24 protein-coding genes are annotated in these 21,166 nt (G+C 64.3%); 10 read left to right on the top strand and 14 right to left on the bottom strand.

Annotated features, from left to right (window positions below):
- The first annotated feature begins 73 nt into the window (after positions 1–73).
- The gene (locus tag E8L03_RS20675; RefSeq protein ID WP_167512632.1) at positions 74–640 is read left to right on the top strand and encodes a PilZ domain-containing protein; all 567 of its coding nucleotides are present in this window, start codon (positions 74–76) and stop codon (positions 638–640) included.
- A gap of 213 nt (positions 641–853) precedes the next feature.
- Here E8L03_RS20675 and E8L03_RS20670 read toward each other — a convergent pair whose 3' ends face one another.
- A complete protein-coding gene (locus tag E8L03_RS20670; RefSeq protein ID WP_171268383.1) occupies positions 854–1,192 on the bottom strand; it encodes a P-II family nitrogen regulator in 339 nt (112 codons plus the stop codon).
- A 362-nt stretch (positions 1,193–1,554) separates the two neighbouring features.
- Between E8L03_RS20670 and E8L03_RS20665 the strand changes: the two genes are divergently transcribed.
- On the top strand, positions 1,555–2,700 hold the full coding sequence (locus tag E8L03_RS20665) for an NAD(P)/FAD-dependent oxidoreductase (RefSeq protein WP_216367920.1): 1,146 nt from the start codon (positions 1,555–1,557) through the stop codon (positions 2,698–2,700).
- Between the two features lie 84 nt (positions 2,701–2,784).
- On the opposite strand, the gene E8L03_RS20660 is transcribed toward E8L03_RS20665, so the two are convergent.
- Together E8L03_RS20660 and E8L03_RS20655 are read right to left on the bottom strand one after the other, a co-directional pair.
- The gene (locus E8L03_RS20660) at positions 2,785–3,663 is read right to left on the bottom strand and encodes an AMIN domain-containing protein (RefSeq protein WP_171268381.1); all 879 of its coding nucleotides are present in this window, start codon (positions 3,661–3,663) and stop codon (positions 2,785–2,787) included.
- Positions 3,664–3,711: 48 nt separating this feature from the next.
- Complete coding sequence (locus E8L03_RS20655; RefSeq protein WP_144307035.1) at positions 3,712–3,990, bottom strand: hypothetical protein; 279 nt, start codon at positions 3,988–3,990, stop codon at positions 3,712–3,714.
- A 249-nt stretch (positions 3,991–4,239) separates the two neighbouring features.
- Between E8L03_RS20655 and E8L03_RS20650 the strand changes: the two genes are divergently transcribed.
- Positions 4,240–4,929 carry a PHP domain-containing protein gene (locus E8L03_RS20650; RefSeq protein ID WP_171268380.1) on the top strand — a complete coding sequence of 230 codons (690 nt, stop codon included), beginning with the start codon at positions 4,240–4,242 and terminating at the stop codon, positions 4,927–4,929.
- Between the two features lie 33 nt (positions 4,930–4,962).
- Here the strand turns inward: E8L03_RS20650 and E8L03_RS20645 are convergent, their stop codons facing one another.
- From E8L03_RS20645 to E8L03_RS20595, 11 genes are all read right to left on the bottom strand, one after another.
- Positions 4,963–5,451 carry a hypothetical protein gene (locus tag E8L03_RS20645; protein ID WP_171268379.1) on the bottom strand — a complete coding sequence of 163 codons (489 nt, stop codon included), beginning with the start codon at positions 5,449–5,451 and terminating at the stop codon, positions 4,963–4,965.
- Positions 5,452–5,468: 17 nt separating this feature from the next.
- On the bottom strand, positions 5,469–6,452 hold the full coding sequence (locus E8L03_RS20640) for a tetratricopeptide repeat protein (RefSeq protein ID WP_171268378.1): 984 nt from the start codon (positions 6,450–6,452) through the stop codon (positions 5,469–5,471).
- Between the two features lie 155 nt (positions 6,453–6,607).
- Positions 6,608–7,405, bottom strand: a complete 798-nt coding sequence (locus tag E8L03_RS20635; RefSeq protein WP_171268377.1) for an ABC transporter ATP-binding protein — start codon at positions 7,403–7,405, stop codon at positions 6,608–6,610.
- Positions 7,406–7,657: 252 nt separating this feature from the next.
- Positions 7,658–8,866 carry an ABC transporter substrate-binding protein gene (locus E8L03_RS20630; protein WP_171268376.1) on the bottom strand — a complete coding sequence of 403 codons (1,209 nt, stop codon included), beginning with the start codon at positions 8,864–8,866 and terminating at the stop codon, positions 7,658–7,660.
- Between the two features lie 35 nt (positions 8,867–8,901).
- Positions 8,902–9,948, bottom strand: a complete 1,047-nt coding sequence (locus E8L03_RS20625) for a branched-chain amino acid ABC transporter permease (protein ID WP_171268375.1) — start codon at positions 9,946–9,948, stop codon at positions 8,902–8,904.
- A 1-nt stretch (position 9,949) separates the two neighbouring features.
- Positions 9,950–10,837 (bottom strand): branched-chain amino acid ABC transporter permease, encoded by an 888-nt coding sequence (locus E8L03_RS20620; RefSeq protein ID WP_144306640.1) that lies wholly within the window; start codon positions 10,835–10,837, stop codon positions 9,950–9,952.
- A gap of 285 nt (positions 10,838–11,122) precedes the next feature.
- The gene (locus E8L03_RS20615) at positions 11,123–11,389 is read right to left on the bottom strand and encodes a hypothetical protein (RefSeq protein ID WP_144306641.1); all 267 of its coding nucleotides are present in this window, start codon (positions 11,387–11,389) and stop codon (positions 11,123–11,125) included.
- Between the two features lie 28 nt (positions 11,390–11,417).
- On the bottom strand, positions 11,418–11,684 hold the full coding sequence (locus E8L03_RS20610) for a hypothetical protein (RefSeq protein WP_144306642.1): 267 nt from the start codon (positions 11,682–11,684) through the stop codon (positions 11,418–11,420).
- A gap of 12 nt (positions 11,685–11,696) precedes the next feature.
- Positions 11,697–13,619: an AMP-binding protein gene (locus E8L03_RS20605; RefSeq protein WP_235896710.1), complete on the bottom strand. Its 1,923-nt coding sequence runs from the start codon at positions 13,617–13,619 to the stop codon at positions 11,697–11,699.
- Positions 13,620–13,630: 11 nt separating this feature from the next.
- Complete coding sequence (locus E8L03_RS20600; protein ID WP_412973812.1) at positions 13,631–14,425, bottom strand: ABC transporter ATP-binding protein; 795 nt, start codon at positions 14,423–14,425, stop codon at positions 13,631–13,633.
- Positions 14,410–15,075 (bottom strand): CBS domain-containing protein, encoded by a 666-nt coding sequence (locus E8L03_RS20595; RefSeq protein WP_144306643.1) that lies wholly within the window; start codon positions 15,073–15,075, stop codon positions 14,410–14,412. The genes E8L03_RS20600 and E8L03_RS20595 overlap by 16 nt, the downstream gene beginning before the upstream one ends.
- A gap of 242 nt (positions 15,076–15,317) precedes the next feature.
- Between E8L03_RS20595 and E8L03_RS20590 the strand changes: the two genes are divergently transcribed.
- The 7 genes from E8L03_RS20590 (at position 15,318) to E8L03_RS20560 (ending at position 21,161) form a co-directional block, all read left to right on the top strand.
- Positions 15,318–15,671, top strand: coding sequence for a hydrogenase maturation nickel metallochaperone HypA/HybF (locus E8L03_RS20590; RefSeq protein WP_144306644.1), 354 nt, complete (start codon positions 15,318–15,320; stop codon positions 15,669–15,671).
- Positions 15,672–15,698: 27 nt separating this feature from the next.
- The gene (hypB, locus tag E8L03_RS20585; RefSeq protein WP_144306645.1) at positions 15,699–16,364 is read left to right on the top strand and encodes a hydrogenase nickel incorporation protein HypB; all 666 of its coding nucleotides are present in this window, start codon (positions 15,699–15,701) and stop codon (positions 16,362–16,364) included.
- 28 nt (positions 16,365–16,392) lie between these two features.
- Positions 16,393–17,781: a sigma-54 interaction domain-containing protein gene (locus tag E8L03_RS20580; protein ID WP_144306646.1), complete on the top strand. Its 1,389-nt coding sequence runs from the start codon at positions 16,393–16,395 to the stop codon at positions 17,779–17,781.
- 251 nt (positions 17,782–18,032) lie between these two features.
- A complete protein-coding gene (locus E8L03_RS20575) occupies positions 18,033–18,566 on the top strand; it encodes a NifB/NifX family molybdenum-iron cluster-binding protein (protein ID WP_144306647.1) in 534 nt (177 codons plus the stop codon).
- Complete coding sequence (locus E8L03_RS20570) at positions 18,563–18,922, top strand: NifB/NifX family molybdenum-iron cluster-binding protein (RefSeq protein WP_144306648.1); 360 nt, start codon at positions 18,563–18,565, stop codon at positions 18,920–18,922. Before E8L03_RS20575 ends, E8L03_RS20570 begins: the two co-directional genes overlap by 4 nt.
- A 389-nt stretch (positions 18,923–19,311) precedes the next feature.
- Complete coding sequence (locus E8L03_RS20565) at positions 19,312–20,259, top strand: nucleotide-binding protein (protein WP_244963604.1); 948 nt, start codon at positions 19,312–19,314, stop codon at positions 20,257–20,259.
- Positions 20,247–21,161: an ATP-binding protein gene (locus tag E8L03_RS20560; protein ID WP_144306649.1), complete on the top strand. Its 915-nt coding sequence runs from the start codon at positions 20,247–20,249 to the stop codon at positions 21,159–21,161. The genes E8L03_RS20565 and E8L03_RS20560 overlap by 13 nt, the downstream gene beginning before the upstream one ends.
- Positions 21,162–21,166 lie beyond the last annotated feature (5 nt).

Here is a 21,166-nt window from a genome sequence, read left to right as displayed (position 1 = left end):
TGTGTCCGCGCGATTCCGCCCGCTTCTTTTTCATCTGCGGGCCATATTCCCCAACAGCATGACGAGGTTGCACATGCCGTATCGAAAAACCGCACCTTCCGGGTCGGCGGAGCCCCAGGAAAAAAGCGTCCACGACGAGCCCGAACCCTCTGCCGCAGCCCACGGGATGCACCACAACGGCATCGCCAGGCCGACCAGCGACGGCGCAGCCAGGCCAAGGGACGCACAAAGCAGCGAGCACTACGCCGGCCGGGACCGGCGGCTCTTCCCACGATACGGGCTCCAGCGCGACGCCGTGGCGCAGTTCTGCAACCGCAACAGGAGCCGCAGCCGGTACCTCTCCTGCTCCATCCACGATCTTTCCTTCAGCGGCGTGCAGGTGCTTTTTTCGCGGGAGCTCGGCGCCATGCTGCTGGAGGACGACATCGACAAGGACTTCGAGGTGCTCTTCTCCCTGCCGGAAAAGAACCGCTCGGTCTGCCTGCGCTGCCGCCTGGTGCGCATGCGCGTTCGCAAGGACGAGGTTGCCGTGGGAGCCACGTGCGAGCAGAGCCAGCTGGAGCTGCAGCACACCATCCGCCGGACCCGCGTAAAACACTGGTGTGTCCAGCCGGGCGCCCTCTCCCACAAGCCAAGCTGATTGCCGCGCTGATTTGCACGCGCAGGCTTTGAAGCACTCATTGCCACGTCGATTACCGTTGTCGGGCAGCAGTAATCTGTTCGGGCCGTAGTCTAACGATATTCCTCGCAGAACGCCGTCCAGAAAAACCACACCCGGGCTGCGGTTTCGCCCGGCCATCCGGGGACATTCTCCCCCCTGACCCGACAATCTTCAGGCATACGCCGAAACTGGCTACAACGCCTCCGTGCCGCGGTCCCCGGTGCGGATGCGGATCGCCTCCTCCACCGGGTAGATGAAAATCTTTCCATCCCCCACCTGTCCGGTCCTGGCGGCGTTGATGATCGCGTCCACGGCCTGGTCCAGCACGGCGTCGTCCACCACCACCTCTATCTTCACCTTGGACACGAACTCCACATGCTGCTCGGCGCCGCGGTAGTGCTCCTTTCTGCCGCCCTGGCGGCCGAAGCCCTTGGCCTCGGCAACGGTCATGCCCTGGATGCCTAGATCGGCAAGTGCCTGCTTGACATTCTCCATGCGGAACGGACGCATGATTATTTCGATTTTCTTCATTGTCGGCGACCTCGCGGTAGATTGGTTCGGATTGTTCCGGACGGCGGATCGTACGCCATTCCCCGCCTCCGGGCAATCCGCTTGCGCCATCACGAGCGCCGTGGCGGCAATCGCACCCGGGCTGGCGCTTTCATCGCCACCAGTTGGATACTGCCCTGGCTCGCCAAATGTGATCCGAGGGCTTTGCCCTCGGGCTCCCTCCAGGGGAACATTGTTCTCCTGGCCGCTGGAGGCATTTCTTCAATCTTTGCCCTAAGAATTTATCCAGGACTTCGCACGGGCCTTGCGCCGGCCGCCTGTTTGATTACAATGCCGGCTGGATGATCCGCCCGAAACCCTTCTCAGGAGTTTCCCCCATGCCCATGCGCGGCAAACGCCTGGTCCTGCTCGGCGCAGGACACGCCCACCTACCCATCCTCGCCCGGCTGCCCAAGCTCATCGAAGCCGGGGTCCAGGTCACCGTTGTCGGTCCCGCCCCCTTCCACTACTACTCCGGCATGGCCCCCGGCCTGCTGAGCGGCCGCTACGCTCTCAAGGAGGCCCGGTTCCCAATGCGCTGCATCGTCGAGCTGGCCGGCGGCGAGTTTCTGGAAGATACAGTGACCATCATACGCGCCACGCGGCGGGAGCTCGTCCTCGCTTCGGGCGCGACACTGCCCTACGACGTGGCCTCCTTCAACATCGGCAGCGAGATCGTCTCCCTGCCCGGCATGGACGCCGGCCCGGCGGTCTTCAAGGTCAAGCCGATCCAGAATGTGAACAGGCTGCACGACATGGTCGTACGGATGTTTGCGGAGCAGGAAACCGTCCGCGTCGTGGTGGTTGGCGGCGGTCCGGCCGGGGTAGAGATGAGCGGCAACCTCGTCACCCTGGCCCAGCGCAACGATGCTTCAAAGCTGTTGGACCTCACGCTGATCGCCGGCTCCAAGGTGCTGCACAACGCCCCTGCCGCGGCCCGGCGCATTGCCGCCAACGCGCTGCATGCGCACGGCGTAGCCATCATGGAGGGCGAGCGGGCCGAGGAGATCACGGCCGAGGGTGTGCGCACGGACTCCGGCCGGGTTCATCCGGCCAATATCGTGGTGCTGGCTCTGGGCACCAGCGCTCCGTCCGTGTTCAAGGACTCCGGTCTGCCTGTGGGGAGTGACGGCGGGTTGGAGGTGGACGACCACCTGCGTTGCCCGGACTTTCCCGAGCTTCTGGGCGGCGGGGACTGTGTGTGTCCGGGCGGGGAGGTCATTCCCCGCGTGGGGGTGCACGCCGTGCGGGAAGGGCCTCTTCTGGCCGACAACATCGAGACGACCCTGGTGGACAGCGGCGCGCTGAAGACCTTCACCCCACAACAGCGCTTCATGCTGCTCTACAACCTGGGCGACGGCAGCGCCGTCTTCAACAAATGGGGCGTCGCGTTGCGCAGCCGGCTGTTCATGCTGCTCAAGGACTACATCGACCGCGGCTTCATGCGCTCGGCCATGCCGGGCTGGGCCGCAGCGGCCTGCGCGGAGTAAGGCTCAGGTTCACACGCCGCGCATCAAAGCGGCGCGATCCCCTTGCTTGCAGGCAGGACCGCGCCGTACTCCGAAAAGACGACTCTACTTCTTGGTCAGGGTGATCACGAGCTGGGTGTCCGGCTCCTGCTTCACCACCGGCTCGGCGTACTCCGTGGTCGAAAGGTCGGCCACGATGCGCAGCTTGTTGTCGTGCCGGCCGAACCGCACCCGGCTCAACAGCTCGTTCTGCGGCACCTTCACGCCGGGGCTCTTCTGCTCCCACTCGCCGATCAGGTCCACAACCAGCCGCGAGGGCTCGGTCAGGGTGAAGTACTTGTAGCGGCCGATGGGCTTGTCCGCCTTGAAGGTGATGACCACGCCGCCGTCCTTGGCCGTTGCGGACACCAGCCGCAGCGTGTTCTCGTGCTTCAGGTCCTTGGCCTGGATTGGCTTGTAGCCAGGCGCAGGCTGGGACATTTCCTTGGCCGCTTCGGCCAGGCTCCCGTTCGTGCCGGCTTTCGCGGTCTGCTTTGTCTGCTCTACCGGGGCCGGGGTGGTTGCGGTCTCGACGGCCGCCGGGGCCTGCTCCGGAGCCGTCGCTTCGGGCGCAGGAGTCTTGACGGGCATGCGGCCGGTCATGTTGCCGGCGTCGCTGCCGTTCTGCCCGGCCACCAAGGGCGCGGGCTGCTCGCGGAACGGCACTGCCGCGGGTTGCTCGCCGGGAGGAGTCTGCATGCTGGGGGCGGCGGCCTCCTGCTCAGGGGCCTGGGGCTCTTCCTGCTTTGCCTGCATGGGTTGCCGCTCGGTCGCGCCCTGTTCCGGAGCCGCCTGCTCCTGGTTGGCCGGCGGGGCCGTTTCCGTGGCCGGGGCGACAATCTCCGGCTCCATGGCAGGCTCTCTCGTAACAACCTGGCTGACTATGATGAGCGCCATGACTACGAAGATGATCCCGAGCAAGACGTAGGTTATCTTCGGATTCATCAAACTACCTCTCTGTCTGAACGGTGCCGGCGAGTCATCCCCTGCCTGTTACTTGATATTCATGAGCAGCTGGATGAGGTTCTCGTACAAGTTCGTTACATGCTGCGCCATGAGCATCGCATAGTCCTGGATCGAGGAAATCTTCCATGTGGAGTACAGCTCGAAGAGAATCAGGAGAATGAGCACGTAGATGATGCGGTTGTACCGCTTTTTGGTGGTCTGGATGAGGGTCCTGGTCTCTTCGAAAAAGGCCTGGAGCTGATAATCCGTCTCTTCCTTGACCTCGTCTATCTTCCGGGACAGGCTTTCAACGTCCTTGGGTTCCATGATTTGTCCCCTGGGGTGCGTGTTGCGTGCTGGAAAAATCGCGAGCCAGGCTCGCACGGTGCGCACCTTGTATGCTACATCACGGGAACGTTGTCGATGGATGCGGACCCGTGCGTTCTCGCCCAAAATCCGGGGAATATAAGGACCTTGGCGGCGAATCGGACGCCTCCCGCGGCAGCTGTATTTCTAGAAAATTTATAACTAATATTAATTATTGTCAAAAAGTTTTCATTGCAATATTTTTTATACATGCGCATCGACTGCCATACGCACACCAGACGATACTCCAGCTGCTCCTCCCTCGAACCGGAGGAACTCTGCCAGCTCGCCCTGCACCAGAACCTGGACGCCATTGTCATCACCGAGCACCACGTCCAGTGGCAACCGTCCGAGATTTCCGATCTGGCGGGCCAGTTCCCGCAGCTGCGAATCTACGCCGGCATGGAGGTCACCCTACGCGAGGGATATGACGTTGTCATGATAGGCAAGGAGCTGCGCGACGTGGGCAGGCGACTCATCTCCATTGCCGAGCTGACCACCGCCCTGGAGGACCGCCGCGACGAGGTCTTTCTCTTCATCGCCCACCCCTTCCGCTTCTCCAAGCGGTACGGCTCCAGGATTCAGCACGTGCTGGACGCCGTGGACGGCATCGAGATGAACTCCGTGAACATCCTGCGGGCGCAGCACCGCCGCATCGGCAGGCGCTACACCCCGGACGACGATGCCCTGTACCTGCAGGCCAACAGAGGCCGGGACCTTACGCGGCTGTACAACACCGACGCGCACACCCCGAATGCCGTGGGCACGATCATGAACGAGTTCGAAGCGCCGCCGCCCGAAGACGAAACGGCTCTGGCGCGGCTGCTTGCCTCGCACCAGCCGTGCGAGATGCAAGACCCGGAGCTGCTCAAGCTCTGCCTGGACGGCTACTCGTACTGATTGTTCGAAAAGGATGGCGGTGCGCCGACCCGCTCAGGACGTGGCCTGGTAGGCCAGCCCCTGGGGCAGGCTCTTGCCCTGGAGGAACTGCTCCACCCGCTCCCGCTCCGTAGCCGCGATGCGCAGCTCCGCAAGGGGCAGCGCCGCAGCCTTGGCGTACAGAGCCAGGGCGCGATCCAGAAAATCCGTCAGAAAGAAGGCAACGTGGATACGGCCGTTCATGCGCCGGCTGCCGGAGGGCCAGGTGAGCATGAGGTCCAGCTCGCTCTCGCGGTTGCCGGAACCGTCCTTGCGGCTCACCAGGTTGCCGGTGCGGAGCATGGCCTCGTGGGCCTGGCTGGGCGCAACGCGCGCCCACTCCGCTATGTTGCGAATGAAGGCCGGGGCAAGACCCACGGCGTAGACTGGATCGATCTTGAAGGCGAGGGAAAGGCCCGGATGGTTCACGATCTCGGGGGCCTCGATGCATTTGGCGGCAAAGGCTTTCTGCAGCGAATCCACAATCGCGGTGTAGTCGAGCATGCGGAGCGGGCCTCCTGTCAGATCTTGAAGCGGAGCTTTTTCTTCCGCCGGGCCGGGTGCTTGTCGAGATAGTCGAGAAACTGCCTGGATTCCTTGAAGTCCGGATTGATCTGCAGGGATTTTTCCAGATGCTTGCGGGCCATGTCCTTGTCACCCTTCTCGTAATAGAGCCGGGCCATGTTGTGGTAGATGTGCTCGTCATGCGGCGCCAGGGACAGGGCGCGGCGCATGTGCAACAGCGCGAGGTCGAGCATCTGGTTCTTGCGCAGGCCCACCCCGAACTCGTTGAACATGTGCTTGTGCTCGGGCACGTAGTCGCCTTCCTCCACAGCTACGCGGCGGAGAAGCTCGTGGGCCTTGTCCATGTTGCCGCGCTTGAGGTGGCTCATGCCCAGGCCGAAACCGGCGCGGGCGTTGCGCTCCGCCTCGATGGCGCGCATCTGGTCCCGGGTCAGGGGCTGGGGGGTCGGCTCGCCGATGTCCTCCAGCAAAGGCTCCTCGAACCGCTCTTTCCGGGCCGGCTCCTCGCGTTCCTTTCTGCGCGGGGGTTCCTCTGGCTCCATCTTACGCGGGGGCTCTTCCTTACGCGGGGGCCGACGCCTGTCCTCACGGTCGAAGATGGTCCGGCGGTTGTCTTCCGCGCCGCGGTCCGGTTCCGGCTCCGCCTTTGCGGGCTCCTTCTTCTGCAGCTCCCAGAGATGGCGGACGTGCTCCGCGTTGACGTCCACGAAGAAGTCGGGCTCCAGGCGGAACCGCTCCTTGAACTCCATGGCCGTGACCCGGCGCTTGGAGCCGGTGGGAATGAGATTCTGGTTGAGGGACTGGACGAGAAAGGCGTCGTCGCCGGGCTCCGGTTCCCACACGGCCCAGTAGCGCTTGCGGTGGGTGACGCGGCTGGTCATGCCCACGCCGAGGGTGGCCTTCTCCTTTGTGGAGTAGATGCCCTTGAGTGTGCCGGATTCTTTCCCAGCGCCACCGGGCTTGAGGTCGTTGTCATCCACCATAACGTTCCGAGAAGATCCTTGAGTCACAGCGTTGCACATGGTGCGTCCGGCAATGGACGCTACGCGACTTTATCCCGATGCGTCCCTGCCGGCCGGCCGCGGCGATGCGTCTGCCTGACGCTCTCGTCCTATCGGCCGCCCTGCCGGAACCTTTAGCCGAGCCAGCGCTTGCGGCGGCGGTAGTGTTTCACGTCGCGGTAGCTGCGCTTCTCCCCGGCGTGGGACAGGCCCAGGTAGAACTCCTGGACGTCCGGGTTGTTCAGCAGCGCCCTGGATTCGCCCTCCAGAACGATGCGGCCGTTCTCCATGATATAGCCCCTGGAGGCGATGTTCAAGGCCGCCCGTGCGTTTTGCTCCACCAGCAGAATGGAGACCTTCTGCTCGGCGTTGAGCCGGAGGATGATCTCGAAAATCTCCTCCACCAGCAGGGGCGCCAGCCCCAGCGAGGGTTCGTCCAGCAACAGGAGCGTGGGCCGGGCCATGATCGCGCGGCCGATGGCCAGCATCTGCTGCTCGCCGCCGGACATGTAGCCGGCCAGCTGCTTGCGCCGCTCCTTCAGCCTGGGGAAGTAGTGATAGACGGTCTCCAGGCTCTCTGAAAACTCGCCGCGCGGCCGGGTGAACGCGCCGCAGCGCAGATTCTCCTCCACGCTCAGGTCCTCGAACACGCGCCGGCCCTCCATGACCTGGAAAACGCCCTGGCGCACGATCTTTTCCGGGGCCTTGTGGTGGATCTTCGCGCCCTGGAAGACCACGGCGCCTTCGGTCACCTCGCCGTCCTCATTGTGCAGCAGGCCGGAGATGGCCTTGAGCGTGGTGGACTTGCCCGCGCCGTTGGCGCCGAGCAGCGCGGTTATCTCGCCCTCGGCAGCCTGCAGGGACAAGCCTTTGAGCACGAGGACCACGTCGTTGTACACGACCTCGAGGTTTTCCACGGTGAGCAGGGACACTGTTTTCTCAAATCCTTGTGATGCGTTGGTTACAGGCTGCCCAAATTCCCACGCTGGCTGCGTTCCTTCAAATAGTTCAAGCCCACGCGTATTTTTCTATACGCGTCGTCCTTGAACTATTTTTGTGCCTTGCCAGCATGTTTTTTGAGCAGCCTGTCAGAATAATCCTTTTCCGAAAAAAGCCTTTTTCAACAGCCTGTGTTGGCGCGGAGTGGGCGGCGTATACCACCGCCCCACCGCGTATCAACCAGGCTACTTGCCCAGCCATTCCTTCTTGCGCTCCAGGGTCTCGGTGCCCAGGGTGACGAACTTGCCGTCCTCCAGGCGGTACAGCGTGACCGCCATGTTCGGCCGGTGGTCGTCCGGGAAGAAGCTGATGGGCGGGGTAAGGCCCAGGGGATCGAAGTCGCGCAGGCTCTCCAGCGCATCCTTGATGGCCGGACCGGTGATGTCGCCCTGCTCCGCCGCCCGGCGGATGGCCTCGGCCATGACGTACATGGAGGCGAAACCGCGGATGTAGTGAACCATCTTGTGCTGATCGTTGGTGAGCTTCCGGATGAGCGTGTTGCCTTCGGAGTCGTCGTCATAGGTCACGGAGGTCTGCAGGCTGATGTTGCCGGTGGAGGCCTCGGGCGCGAGCTTGAAGATGTTCTCGTCCGCGCCCCAGATATCGGTAAAGAAGGTGGCCTTCATGCCCAGCTTTGCCGCGTCCTTCATGATCACTGCCGTGGAGGGCGTGGTGCCGCCGATCCAGATGAACTCGGGCTCCGCCTTTTGCAGGGCCAGCAGTTGGGTGGTGGCGTCCATGGCCTTGAGGCTCACATTCTCCTCGCCCACGATGTCGAAGCCGAGCTCCTCGGCGTACTCCTTGCCCGCCGCGATGGGAGCGAGGCCGTACGGGTTGTCCGGGTAGATGAAGGCGATTTTGGGCGCGTCGGTTGTGGCCAGGTTTTCTTTGATATACTTAAGCGCGCCGCGCAGCTGCGTGGAGTAGTCCGCAGCCACGAAGAAGTTGTACGGCGCTTTTTCCGGATCGGTGAGGTGCGCGGAGTACGAGGCCGAGATCACCGGGATCTCGTCGCGCGCCACAAAGCTGACCAGCGCCTCGGTATCGCCGGAGCCCCAGCCCTGCAACGCCACCATGCCCTGGCTCTTGAACTTCTTGTAGGCCGAGAGCGCCTGCTGCACATTGTAGGCGTAGTCCACCTGCATGGCGTCGATGGTCACGTCCGGGATGAAGCCGGACTCGTTGATATACTTCACCGCGTCCATCACGCCCTCGCCGTAGGGCACGCCCACCGTGGATGTGGGGCCGGACAGATCGGAGATGACGCCGATCTTGACCACGGTTTCGCCGTGGGCTGTGGCCGCGCCCAGAAACAGTGCGAGGGCCACGAGCGCGGCGGTGAGGATGGCGCGTTGCAAAACGTCCGTCGGTCTGCTGATGGTTGTCGAATGCATGCGTAACCCCCTTTGGTTAAAATCTTTTATGCGCATCAGTGCGCAAAGGGATACAGTTTCCAGTACGCCTTGAAGAGCCGCCAGCGGTGGTTCAGGCCCTCGGGCTCGAAGATCAGAAAGAGCACGAGCACCAGGCCGAACACGCCTTCCTTTGCCGCGAGCAGGTAGCTGCTCACCTCCGGGAAGGCCCCGGACAGCCCGTCCGCCAGATAGCCCAGCGCCTCCGGCAGAATGGTGATGAAGATCGCGCCGAACACCGCGCCCTGCACCGAGCCCAGCCCGCCGATGATGATCATGGCGAGATAGGAGATGGACAGTGTGATGCCGAAGGGCTCCGGCGTGATGTACATGGTGTAGTGGGCCCACAGCGCCCCGGCCACGCCAGCCATGAAGGAGGACAGTGCAAAGGCCACGAGCTTGTAGCGGAAGAGGTCCACGCCCACGATCTCGGCCGAGAGGTGATGGTCGCGGATGGCCACGAAGGCCCGGCCGAAGCGCGTGCGCATCACATTGGATGCCGCCAGCACCGCCAGGACCGCAAAAATCAGCGTAAGGTAGAACATGGAGCGGTCGGTATCGAAGACAAAGCCCAGCACGGATGGGGAGTCCACGGGCATGCCGTTGGAGCCGCCCGTAACCGCCTCCCAGTGCAGAAAGACGTATTCCAGGATGAGCTGCGCAGCCAACGTGGAGATGGCCAGGTAGATGCCCTTGAGCCTGAGCGAGGGGATGCCGAAGCACGCGCCAGCCACGGCGGCCACGATTCCGGCCAGCAGCAGCCCCGGTAAAAACGGCACGCCCTGGAAGCTGAAGTACGCGGCGGCGTATGCGCCCACACCCACAAAAGCGCCGTGGCCCAGGGATATCTGCCCGCACGCGCCGGTGAGGATGTTCAGGGAGACCGCGGCGATGACCGCGATGTTGATGAGGATGAGCACCGAGACGTGGTAGTTGTTCAGGAACCACGGGCTTGCCAGCAGCACCAGGAGGAACGCGGCGAACCGCGTCTTCTGGAAGCCGCCCACCAGAAGCCGTGCCTCCTCTCGGTAGCTCTCGAAAAAGACTCCGCACTTTGTCTGCATGTCACACCCGCTCGATCTCGTGCGTGCCGAACAGGCCGTACGGCCGGACCATCAGGATGACCACCAGCACGATGAACGCCGCGACCTCCTTGAAGCCGCCGAGGTTCAACCACTCCTTGGCCGCGCCGCCCAGCACGTTTTCCAGAACGCCTATCACCACGCCGCCCACGGCCGCGCCCAGCAGGCTGTCCAGCCCGCCCAGAATGACGGCCGGAAAGACCTTGAGCCCCAGGTGGCCAAGCTGGGAGTTGATGCCGTTGATGTTGCCCAGGATGACGCCTCCGATGGAGCTGACCACCGCGGCGATGCACCACGACAGGGCGAAAATGTTCTTGATGCCGATACCCATGGAAGCGGCCGCGGTCTGGTCAAAGGCCGTGGCGCGCATGGCAACGCCGTAGCGCGTGTACTTGAAGAACAGCGAGAACACGCCGAACAGCACCAGGGCCAGCACAAAGGCCGCGATGTACACCGGCGAGACAGGCAGGCCGGCGATGAACACCGGCTGCTGCGGCAACACCTGCGGGTAGACGCGAATCTGCGTGCCCCAGAAGAGCTGCACCAGCGACTTGAGCACGGTGGAGAGGCCTACGGTGATCATGATTACGCTGATGATGGGCTCGCCCACCATGGGCCGCAGGATGGCGCGCTCGATAGCCAGGCCGAAGACCACGGAAAAGGCCAGGGTGAGCAGGAAGGCGGCCAGGAACGGGATGTGGAACTGCACCGTGAGCGCGAAGCAGACGTACGCGCCCACCATGACCAGCTCGCCCTGGGCGAAGTTCACCACCTTGGTGGCCTTGTAGATAATGACGAACCCCAGGGCCACCAGGGAGTAGATGGAGCCGACCACGAGGCCGTTGATGATCAGTTGGAGATAGTATTCCACTGCGGTCTCCCCAGACTGCCGGTTGTCGGTTGCCGGATGGTCCCCTGCCGTTGCCGGCGCGGGCGGAGATGCGCCTGCCGGTTGCGCCGATTGCGTAGGGGCAAAGAGCACGCCTCAGCGCTTCGTGGCGGGCAGGTCCTCATCGCCCCTCCCATGCGGTCCTTCCGCACGGGTTATGTTCTGTCCCGAGATATATGCGTCGCGACCGGCGGCCGCGGCGTTGTTTGCACGACTGATGTTGCGGCAGCCTGAGGCTGCCAGTCGTTTCCGGCTGGCCCGGCGGCCCTAGCGACCCTTGATCAGCCCCCAGCCGGCCAGGGCGAGCCCGCCCAGCGTCACGGCCAGCCCCGTGCTCTTGAACAGCCACAGGGCCTGCGCCTCCGGCGGCAGCTGGCCCACGGCGCCGAAAAAGCTCACCAGCTCCAGCGCCGCGGCCTTGGCGGCGTAGCGCTGCAGGTACACCTCGGCCATCTGCCAGCCGATGAGCCCTACGGCGGCCGCCGTGAGCCCCCAGCGCACGTATCGCGTCTTTTTGCGTCCTTTCTTTGCCATGCCTTTTTTCACCATGCTCCGAGTGCGGCTACAGGTGGCCTTTGCGGCCCTTGAGCACGAAAGCCACCGCCGCGATGACCAGGCCCACGATGCCGATGACCAGGCCCGAGTCCTTGAAGAACAGGGCCGCCCGCGCCTCGATGGGCAGCTCCTGCTGTACGTTGAAGATGCCCATCACCGCGTCGCCTATCACGACGCCTGGATGGGTTTCGATATAGTTCTGGCCCCACCACATGCCGCCGAATCCCACGACGGCCACGATGATGCCGAGAATGAAAAGCCTGGTGCGGTTCATGGCGTCTCTCTCCTATACGTCCTGTAATCGGATTGCGCCGCGCATCTCGCGGAGGCTTCCATCCTGATACTGGATCTGCACCTCCAGGTTCACCTCGCCGGCCGTGGTGTACAGCTCCTCCACAAGGCCCTTGTAACGCTCCCAGACGGTGCTGCGCCGCACCTTGCGCGTGCGGGTCAGCTCGCCGTCGTCCGCGTCCAGCTCCTTGTAGAGCAAAGCGAATCGCCTGATGCGCGTCGGTTCCGGGAGCGTCTCGTTGATCTCCCGTATTTCCTCGCGGATCAGCTTGTATACCACATCCTTGGCCGAAAGGTCCTGATATGTTGTGTAGGTGACGAGCCTGGACTCGGCCCAGCGACCAACGATGTCCGCGTCGATGCAGACGATGGCCGCCACAAAGTCGCGGTCCCGGCCCAGAACCACGGCCTCCTTCACGTACGGCGAGAACTTGAGCTTGTTCTCCAGAAACTGCGGGGAGAACTGCGTGCCGCCGGCCAGCCGCATCACGTCTTTGAGCCGGTCGATGACCACGAGGCGGTTCGCATCGTCGAAGTAGCCGGCGTCGCCGGAGTGCAGCCAGCCCTCGTTGATGGTTTCGGCCGTGGCCTCCTCGTTGCGGTAGTAGCCCAGGAACACGGCCGGGCTGCGCGAGAGGATCTCGCCGTCCTCGGCTATGCGTATCTCGGTCTCCGCAATGGGCGCGCCCACGGAATCGAAATCGATGCTGCCGTCCCGATGGATGCAGGAGATGCCCGCAATCTCGGTCTGGCCGTAGATCTGCTTGAGGTTCACGCCCAGGGCGTGGAAGAAGCGGAAGGTGTCCGGCCCCAGGGCGGCGCCGCCAGTGGAGGCCGAGCGCACGCGCGAGAACCCCAGCCTGTCCTTGAGCGGGTTGAAGAGCAGGCGCGTGGCCAGGAAGTACTGCAGCCTGAGCCCGGCCGAGGGCTCCCGGCCCTGGAAGCGCGTATCCGCCATCCTCAGGCCCACCGGGAAGAGCTTCTCATAGAGAAAGCGCTTGAACCGTGTGGTCTCCATGATCTTCACCCGCACCGAGGCGGCCATATTCTCCCACACGCGCGGCGGCGAGAAGATGAGGTGCGGTCCGATCTCCCGGATGTCGTTCTGCACGGTGTCCGGCTCCTCCGGGAAGTTCACGGCAAAGCCAAAGAGCAGGGCCGAGGCCACGGCCATCATCTGCTCGCCCATCCAGGCCAGGGGAAGAAAGGAGACGAACTCGTCGGATTCGTGCTTGGAATCGGCCAGGCCCAGGTTGTGCGCCATGGCCAGCAGATTCTTGTGCGAGAGCACGGCCAGCTTGGGCCGGCCCGTGGTGCCGGAGGTGGTGGCGATGAGGCAGGCGTCGTCCGGCGCAATCGCCGCGATGCGCTCGTCCAGCTCGCCCAGCAGGGCCTCGTCCGCCCTGCCCTGGCGGCCGCTCTCGCGGATGGCCTCGAAAGGCTGCAGCCCGGCCGTCTGGTAGGAAGCCAGCCCCTTGGGATCGTGGTAGACCACGTGCTGCAACGCCGGAACGCTCTCGCGGATCTCCAGCATCTTGTCCACCTGCTCCTGGTCCTCGGCCACCACCAGCCGCGCTTCCGAGAGCTCAAAGATGTAGGCGACCTCGTCGGCCGGCGCGTCCTGATACAGGCCCAGGGCAATGCCGCCCAGGCACTGGATGGCCAGCTCGGCGATGAGCCACTCCGGCCGGTTGTCGCCGATGAGGATGACGATGTCCCCGCGGCCCAGGCCCAGCACTTCCAAACCAGCGGCGAATTCCGCCACGGCCAGGGCGTACTCGCGCCAGCTCCGCTTCTGCCACACGCCCCACTCCTTCTCGCGCATGGCCGTGCGGTTGGCGCGCGAGCGCGCGTTCCCGGCCAGCAGCGCCGGCAGCGTGGTGGCATAGTTCGTCGCGTAGCCTGTCGCGTTCTCCACCGTCCGGCTCCTCACCGCCCCAGAAACGTGGCGTCCTCGCTGCCCAGATAGGCCGCGACCACGTCCGGATTCTGCTGCACCTCGTCCGGCCGCCCCTCGGCCAGTACGCTGCCGAAGTCCAGCACCACCACCGAGTCCGAGATGTCCATAACCACGCCCATGTCGTGCTCCACCAGCAGCACCGTGGCGCCCCACTCCTCGTTGATGTCCAGGATGTAGCGCGCCATGTCCTCGGTCTCCTCCAGGTTCATGCCGGCCATGGGCTCGTCCAGCAGGATCAGGCGCGGCTCCGCGGCCAGGGCGCGGCCAAGCTCCACCCGTTTCTGCACGCCGTAGGGCAGCCGGCCCGCGGGCTGGTGCCGGTACGGCGAGAGGCCCAGAAAGTCGATGACCTCCTCCACCCGGCGGCGGTGGACGTCCTCGCGCTTTCTGGCTTTGCCCCAGTAGAAACAGGAAGCGAGCAGGCCGTAGCCCATGCGGCTGTGGCGGCCCACCATGAGGTTGTCCAGCACGGACAGGCCGCGGAACAACGCGATGTTCTGGAAAGTGCGCGAGAGCCCCAGCGTGGTGCGCCTGGATGGCTTCATGGACAGCAGCGTCCTGCCGTCCAGGCTGATGGCGCCCTCGTCCGGGGTGTACCGGCCGGAGATGCAGTTGAGCATGGAGGTCTTGCCGGCGCCGTTGGGACCGATGAGCGAGCAGATTTCGCCCGCCTGCACGGAAAAGCCGACATTGAGCAGGGCTGCGATGCCCCGGAATGTGAGCGTAACGCCGCGGACCTCCAGCATGGTCATAAGTGGGACCATTCCTCCTCAAAATCTTCAGGACCGACGATTCTGTATCCCCGTTCCACAATGGCCTTTTCTATGGGCGTGGGGTCGTCCGTCTGCACGCGGAAGACCACCATGCGGCGATCCTTGTGGTGGAAAGTGCCTGTCGCGATGATGGAGATGCCCATATCGGCGATAATGCCGGAGACCTCGTGGATAACGCCGGTGCGGTCCACCACCTCGAAGGCGATGCGCGAGCCGCCCTGGTTCAGGCCCATCTCCTCCACCAGCACCTCCAGCATGACGCTGCGGTTGATGAAGCCGAGCAGCCGCTTGTTCTTGCCCACCACGGCCAGGCCGGTGAGGTCCTCGTCGTTCATGCGCCTGGCCGCTTCCTCGATGGTGGCGTCCGGACCCACCGTGGGCACGTCCTTCTTCAGGATCTTCTCGGCCTTGAGCTTGGACAGCAGGTAGTTGATCTCGTGCTTGGACAGGCTCGTGGCCACGCTGGGCAGCGCCTCGCTCACATCTTCCTTGCGAATGTATCCGACCAGCTGCTCGCCTTCGACCACGAGCAGCATCCATAATCTGTTTTCGACCATGAGCGACTGCGCCTCGGTGACGAGGGTCTCCTTGGTCACGGTGACGAACTTGCCGCGCGGCAGCATCTTGAGTCCAACGTACATGTACGTTCTCCTTGGAAAATCGAACTCCGGTTGTCGCATCCGGAGCGAACGCGCACACGGCGTATCGCTCCAACTAAGCCCTTCCCCCAGCCCATGCCGCAAATATTCCGTGAACGGTCGATTGCACGCCGTCAACGGTGCGGCATCTTTGAACGCTCATGACCTTAATCACAGCGTTCCGTCAAGTTTCCCAGCGCAATGGTTCCTGGACGAGCGGCGCGATTTTCTTTACCCCATTCTGCATGCATGAAATGTCCATCGTTCAGTCGCTTTTCGATATCGTCAGACAAGAGCTCGAAAAGCACGGCAAGACCCGGCTTATCAGCGTGCATGTCAAACACGGAACCCTTGCCAATGTGGTGCCCGAGGCCATGGATCTGGCCTGGGAGATACTGACCAAGGATGGCGAGTTCGACGGCGCCGTGCTTACCCTCGAAGAGGTCCCCCTGCTGCTGGAATGCAGCAGTTGCAAGCACCAGTTTACGCCCGAGTCCAGCCAGTTCCTGCTCGCGCCGTGTCCGCAATGCGGGGAGGATCTGGGCCACAAGGTCATCGCCGGCAAGGAGCTCTACCTCGACAGACTCGAGGCGGAATAGGAATCCCAAATTCTGCAAGGAGAGGTCATGGAAATTCCCGTGGTCCGCAACATCCTGGAGGCGAACTCCGCCACAGCCGAAGAGCTTCGGGCGCTGTTCACCAAAAAGAACATCCTGGTCCTCAATCTCATCAGCTCGCCGGGCGCCGGCAAGACCACCCTGCTGGAGCACACCCTGGCCGACCTGGGCGCGAAGTACAAAATGGCCGTTGTCGAAGGCGATCTGATGACGGACAACGACGCCCGCCGCGTGGCCGCCACCGGGGCCCAGGCCGTGCAGATCAACACCGAGGGCGGCTGCCACCTGGACGCCGCCATGGTCTCCAACGCCCTGGTCTCCCTGGACCTGGATAACGTGGACATCCTGTTTATCGAGAACGTGGGCAACCTCGTCTGCCCGGTGGAGTTCGACGTGGGCGAGGACGCCAAGATCGCCCTGCTCTCCGTCACCGAGGGCGACGACAAGCCCGAGAAGTATCCCCTGCTCTTCGAGCTCTCCAAGGCCATGGTCCTCAACAAGATTGACCTCTTGCCCTACGTGGACTTCGATCCGGACCGCGCCGAGGCCTTTGCCCGCAGCCTGAACAAGGGTCTGGCTTCCTTCCGCGTCTCCTGCCGCGCCAGCGAGGGCCTGGAAGGCTGGTACGGCTGGATCGAAAACGCGCTGAAAGAGAAGCGCTCCGCCGCGGCCTGATAGCCGCCGACGCTTGGGAGGTGGACCAATGGGCCTGCCCACCGGGGTCCCCTGCGAGGAGGTCATGGACTCCATTGCCGACGGCGTGTTCACCGTCGACCTTGAATGGAACGTGACCTTCTTCAACCGCGCCGCCGAGAACATCACCGGCATCCCGCGCGCAGAAGCCGTGGGCCGCAAGTGCTGGGAGGTATTCCACTCCAGCCTGTGCGACGGCTCCTGCGCGCTGGAGCAGTGCATGGACGAGGACGTGCGGCTCTCCGGCAAGTCCATCTTCATCATCCGGCCCGACGGCGAGAAGACGCCCATCTCCATCTCGGCCGCGCCCCTGCGCAACGCTGACGGCGCTCTGGTGGGCGGGGTGGAGACCTTCCGCGACCTCACCGAGATCGTCCGCCTGCGCCGCGAGCTGGCCGACCGCTACGTGTTCGAGGACATCGTGGGCAAGTCGTCGGCGCTCACGCGGCTCTTCGACATCATGCCGCAGATCGCGGCCAGCAACGCCACCGTGCTCATCACCGGCGAGTCCGGCACGGGCAAGGAGCTCTTTGCCCGCGCCCTGCACTCCTTGTCGGAGCGCGCCTCCGGCCCCTTTGTGGCGGTCAACTGCGGCGCCCTGCCCGAAACGCTGCTCGAATCCGAGCTCTTCGGCTACAAGGCCGGCGCATTCACCGACGCCAAGAAGGACAAGCCCGGCCGCTTCCGCCAGGCCAGTGGCGGCACCATCTTCCTGGACGAGATCGCCGAGCTCGCTCCCAGCCTGCAGGTCAAACTGCTGCGCGTGCTGCAGGAGAAGCAGTACGAACCCCTGGGCGCCGTGCAGCCCGAGGAGGCCGACGTGCGAGTGCTGGCTGCCACCAACCGCGACCTCGACGCCCTGGTGGCAGCCGAGGAGTTCCGCCAGGACCTCTTCTACCGGCTCAACGTGGTCCGCCTGTCCATCCCGCCCCTGCGCGAACGCGCCGAGGACATCCCGCTGCTGGCCCAGCACATCGTGGAGAAACTCAACCGCCGCCAGGGCGCAGCCGTGGAAGGGCTCTCCGAAAACGCCCTGACCCTGCTCATGCGCCACTCCTTCCCCGGCAACGTGCGCGAGCTGGAAAACGTGCTGGAGTACGCCTTCATCCTCTGCAAGGAAGGCTTCATAGAGGCCGAGCACCTGCCCGAGTATCTGCGCCGGGAACACGCCCAAAGCTTGAGCACAGCCGCGACCGCCGGAGCTCAGCCCCCCCTGTCCGCGGCCGACGACGTGGACGCGCTCATGCACCTCGGCCCCCGCACCATGGACGAGGTGAAACGCTTGGCCGCCCGCGCCGCCGTGCGCCGCAACGACGGCAAGCGCATGGCAGCCAGCCGTGAGCTGGGCGTGACCAAGGACACCCTGCGCAAGCTCCTGCAGAACAATTCCGGCGAATAATTCGCCCGCCGCCACCTTTTGGCGAATAATTCGCCTCCATTTCACGCCATGGCTATTTTTTCGCCCTTTATCTCGGCGCGACTTGCCCCTGTCTTTCATTAATCTGCTGAAATCATAGTATTTCAACTTTTGGCACCCTTTCTGCTGTATCCGTGACAGCCACCCGGGATGCGGGGCGGATCGCCCAGGGATTTCGCCATTGCCGACGATCCGCCCCGCTCCAGGAAGATGAAGGAGATTGTTGAAGCGCCATGCGACTATGTCTTGCCAGCTACAGGGGCCGCCTTGCCGCACTCTTCGAAAACGCGACCGAGTTCCCCTGTTACGAGCTCGATCCCGAAGCCGAAGGGCTCCCGGTCCATGTGGCGACGTTCTCGCCGGCGCATCACGATCCCGGTCTGCGGCTGGCCGCCCTGCGCGAGCAGGACGTGAGCACCCTGGTCTGCGGCGGTATCTGCCGCCGGCTGGCCATGCAGGCGGAGGCCGCCGGTCTCCAGGTCGTGCCCTGGATCTGCGGCGACAACGATACGGTGCTGGCCGCCTGCGCCGACGGCTCCCTGGACCAGCTGGCCATGCCTGGCTGCCGCTGGGTGCAGGACGATTCCCAACCGTCTGTTCCGGGCTGGGGACCGGGTTGCGGCCAGGGCCGGGGCCAGGCCTGCCAATCTGGCAACCAACGGGGCAACCCGTTGGGAAACCGCCAGGGCAGACGCGGCAGAAACGAAGTGAACCCACGTGGCGGACGCAGAAGCAACGCCACATCAAGAAACAGGAGTGGATCATGAAGATTGCCATATCGAGCCCCGGGCCGGACCTTGCGGCCCCTGTGGACCCCCGTTTCGGGCGCGCCAGCGGCTTCCTCCTCGTGGATGCCGAGTCCGGCGACACCGAGTACGTGAACAACGAGCAGAACCTCAACCTGGCCCAGGGCGCGGGCATCCAGTCCGCCATGAACGTGGCCAAGGCGGGCGCCCAGGCCGTGATTACCGGCCATGTGGGCCCCAAAGCGTACGCCGCCCTGAGCAAGGGCAACATCGGCGTGTATCTGCGTGAGGGCGGCACCGCCGCCGAGGCGCTGGACGCCTACAAGCGCGGCGAGCTGCCAGTGACCAACGGCCCTGACAAGCAGGGGCATTGGTAAACCATACATTTCAAGGAGTACTATGATGCCTAATCGTGATGGAACCGGACCGTTCGGCGGATTCTTCCGCCGCTGTATGGGCATGGGTCGCGGCATGGGCCGAGGTATGGGATGGCGTTTCTGGCAGAACCAGAACGTCAACGACCCCACCGTCCAGAATTTTGGACAACAGGACAACGTTCAGGCTCCCATGAACCAACCTGCGCCACAACGGACAGGCCGAGGTCTCGGCCCCTGTGGCGGCGGCATGGGCCCCGGCGGAATGGGTCGTGGCATGGGTCGCGGCATGGGCCCCGGCGGAATGGGTCGTGGCATGGGTCGCGGCATGGGCCGGGGCGGCATGGGCGGTGGCGGATTTGGCGGCGGGGGGGCCGGCAGAGGACGGGGCCGTGGTTGATCGGTCTCGTCCTCTGCGCATCGCAGTGGCCAGCGGCAAAGGCGGCACCGGCAAGACCACCGTGTCCACCAACCTGGCCGTGCATGTTGCCCGCCAGGGCCGCCGCGTCGTGCTGGCCGACTGCGATGTGGAGGAACCCAACGCCCACATCTCCCTGTGCGACGGTTTTGACGCGCAGCGCCGAGTGGACGTGACCGTGCCCGAGATCGACGAGGATGCGTGCCTGGGCGAGTCCTGCGGCGCGTGCGTCGAGCTCTGCCGGTTCAAGGCGCTCATCCTCATGGTCGGCGAGGTCATGGTCTTCCCGGAGCTGTGCCACGCCTGCGGGCTGTGCGAGGAAGCGTGTCCCGCCGACGCCATCAAACCCGGCATCCGCGAGGTGGGGGCCGTGCGCCACGGCCGGATCAAGTCCAACATTCTGGACAGCTCAGCCGGTCTGCTGCACGTGGTGGACGGCCTGATGCGCGTGGGCGAGGCCATGTCTCCGCCGCTGATACGCGCCGTCAAGCAAGAGGCCGAGGCCATTGCCCGGACCGAAGACGGCGGCGACGCTCCCGTGGTCTTCGTGGACTGCCCGCCCGGAGCCTCCTGCCCGGCCATCACCGGCCTGCAGGGTGCGGACCTGGTGCTGCTCGTGGCGGAGCCCACGGCCTTCGGCTTCCACGACTTCAAGCTCGCGCTGGAGACCGTGCGCGTGCTGGGCATTCCCCACGCCGTCGTGGTCAACCGCGCCGGCATGGGTGATTACCGCGTGGAGGAGTATCTTGCGCAGGAGTCCATCCCCTATCTGGCCTCCCTGCCCATGAGCATGGATGCGGCGCAGGCCGGCTCCCGCGGGGAGCTGCTTATCGACGCCGTGGCCCAGCTCGCCGAGAGATACGCCGAGCTCTGGAGCGCGCTGGAGCAAACCGCGCAGGAGGCGATTGCATGCGCGAGATAGTTGTCCTTTCCGGAAAAGGCGGCACCGGCAAGACGAGCATCACTGCTGCGCTCGCCTCGTGCGGGCCGCCCAAAGTCCTGGCGGACTGCGACGTGGACGCCGCAGACCTGCACCTGATTCTTGAGCCCAACGTCATTCAGATTCACGACTTCGTCTCAGGCGAGGCCCCTTCCGTGAACCCGTCACTCTGCACGGCGTGCGGCCTGTGTGTGGAAAAATGCCGCTTCGACGCCATGACCACGGACGGCGAGGGCCGCGCTGTGGTCAAGCACGAGGTTTGCGAAGGCTGCGGCCTGTGCGCCTACGTCTGCCCCACCTCGGCCATCTCCATGCGCCCGCAGAAGTGCGGCGTGTGGTACGACTCCGAAACGCGGTACGGCCCCATGATCCACGCCGTGCTGGACATCGGCGCGGAGAACTCCGGCAAGCTCGTGACCACGGTGCGCCAGCGCTCCTCCCGGGTGGCCGAGCATCGCGGCATCAACGTCATCCTCACGGACGGCCCTCCAGGCATCGGTTGCCCGGTCATCGCGTCCTTGACGAACGCTGATCTCGCGTTAATTGTGACAGAGCCGACCCGCTCTGCCGAGCACGATCTTGGCCGCATCGCAGACCTTGCCGCGCACTTTGACATTCCGGCGGCCGTCCTGGTGAACAAGGAGGACGTAAACCCGGAGTTGGCGCAATCCATCGCCGCCACCTGCCGCGAGCGCAAGCTCATTTTCCTGGGCGCCGTGCCCTACAGTCAGGATTTCAACGCGGCGCAGCTTGCAGGACAGAGCGTTGTAGAGTACGCGCCGGACACGTACACGCCGTTCTTCGAGCACATGTGGAAACGGCTCCTGGGCGAAACCGGCTATACCCCAGGCTACACTAAAGATTCGAAATCGGAATCATCATAAGGAGA

It is taken from the genome of Oceanidesulfovibrio marinus, assembly GCF_013085545.1.
Lineage (GTDB): Bacteria > Desulfobacterota > Desulfovibrionia > Desulfovibrionales > Desulfovibrionaceae > Oceanidesulfovibrio > Oceanidesulfovibrio marinus.
This window is presented reverse-complemented; position numbering and strand designations above follow the sequence as displayed.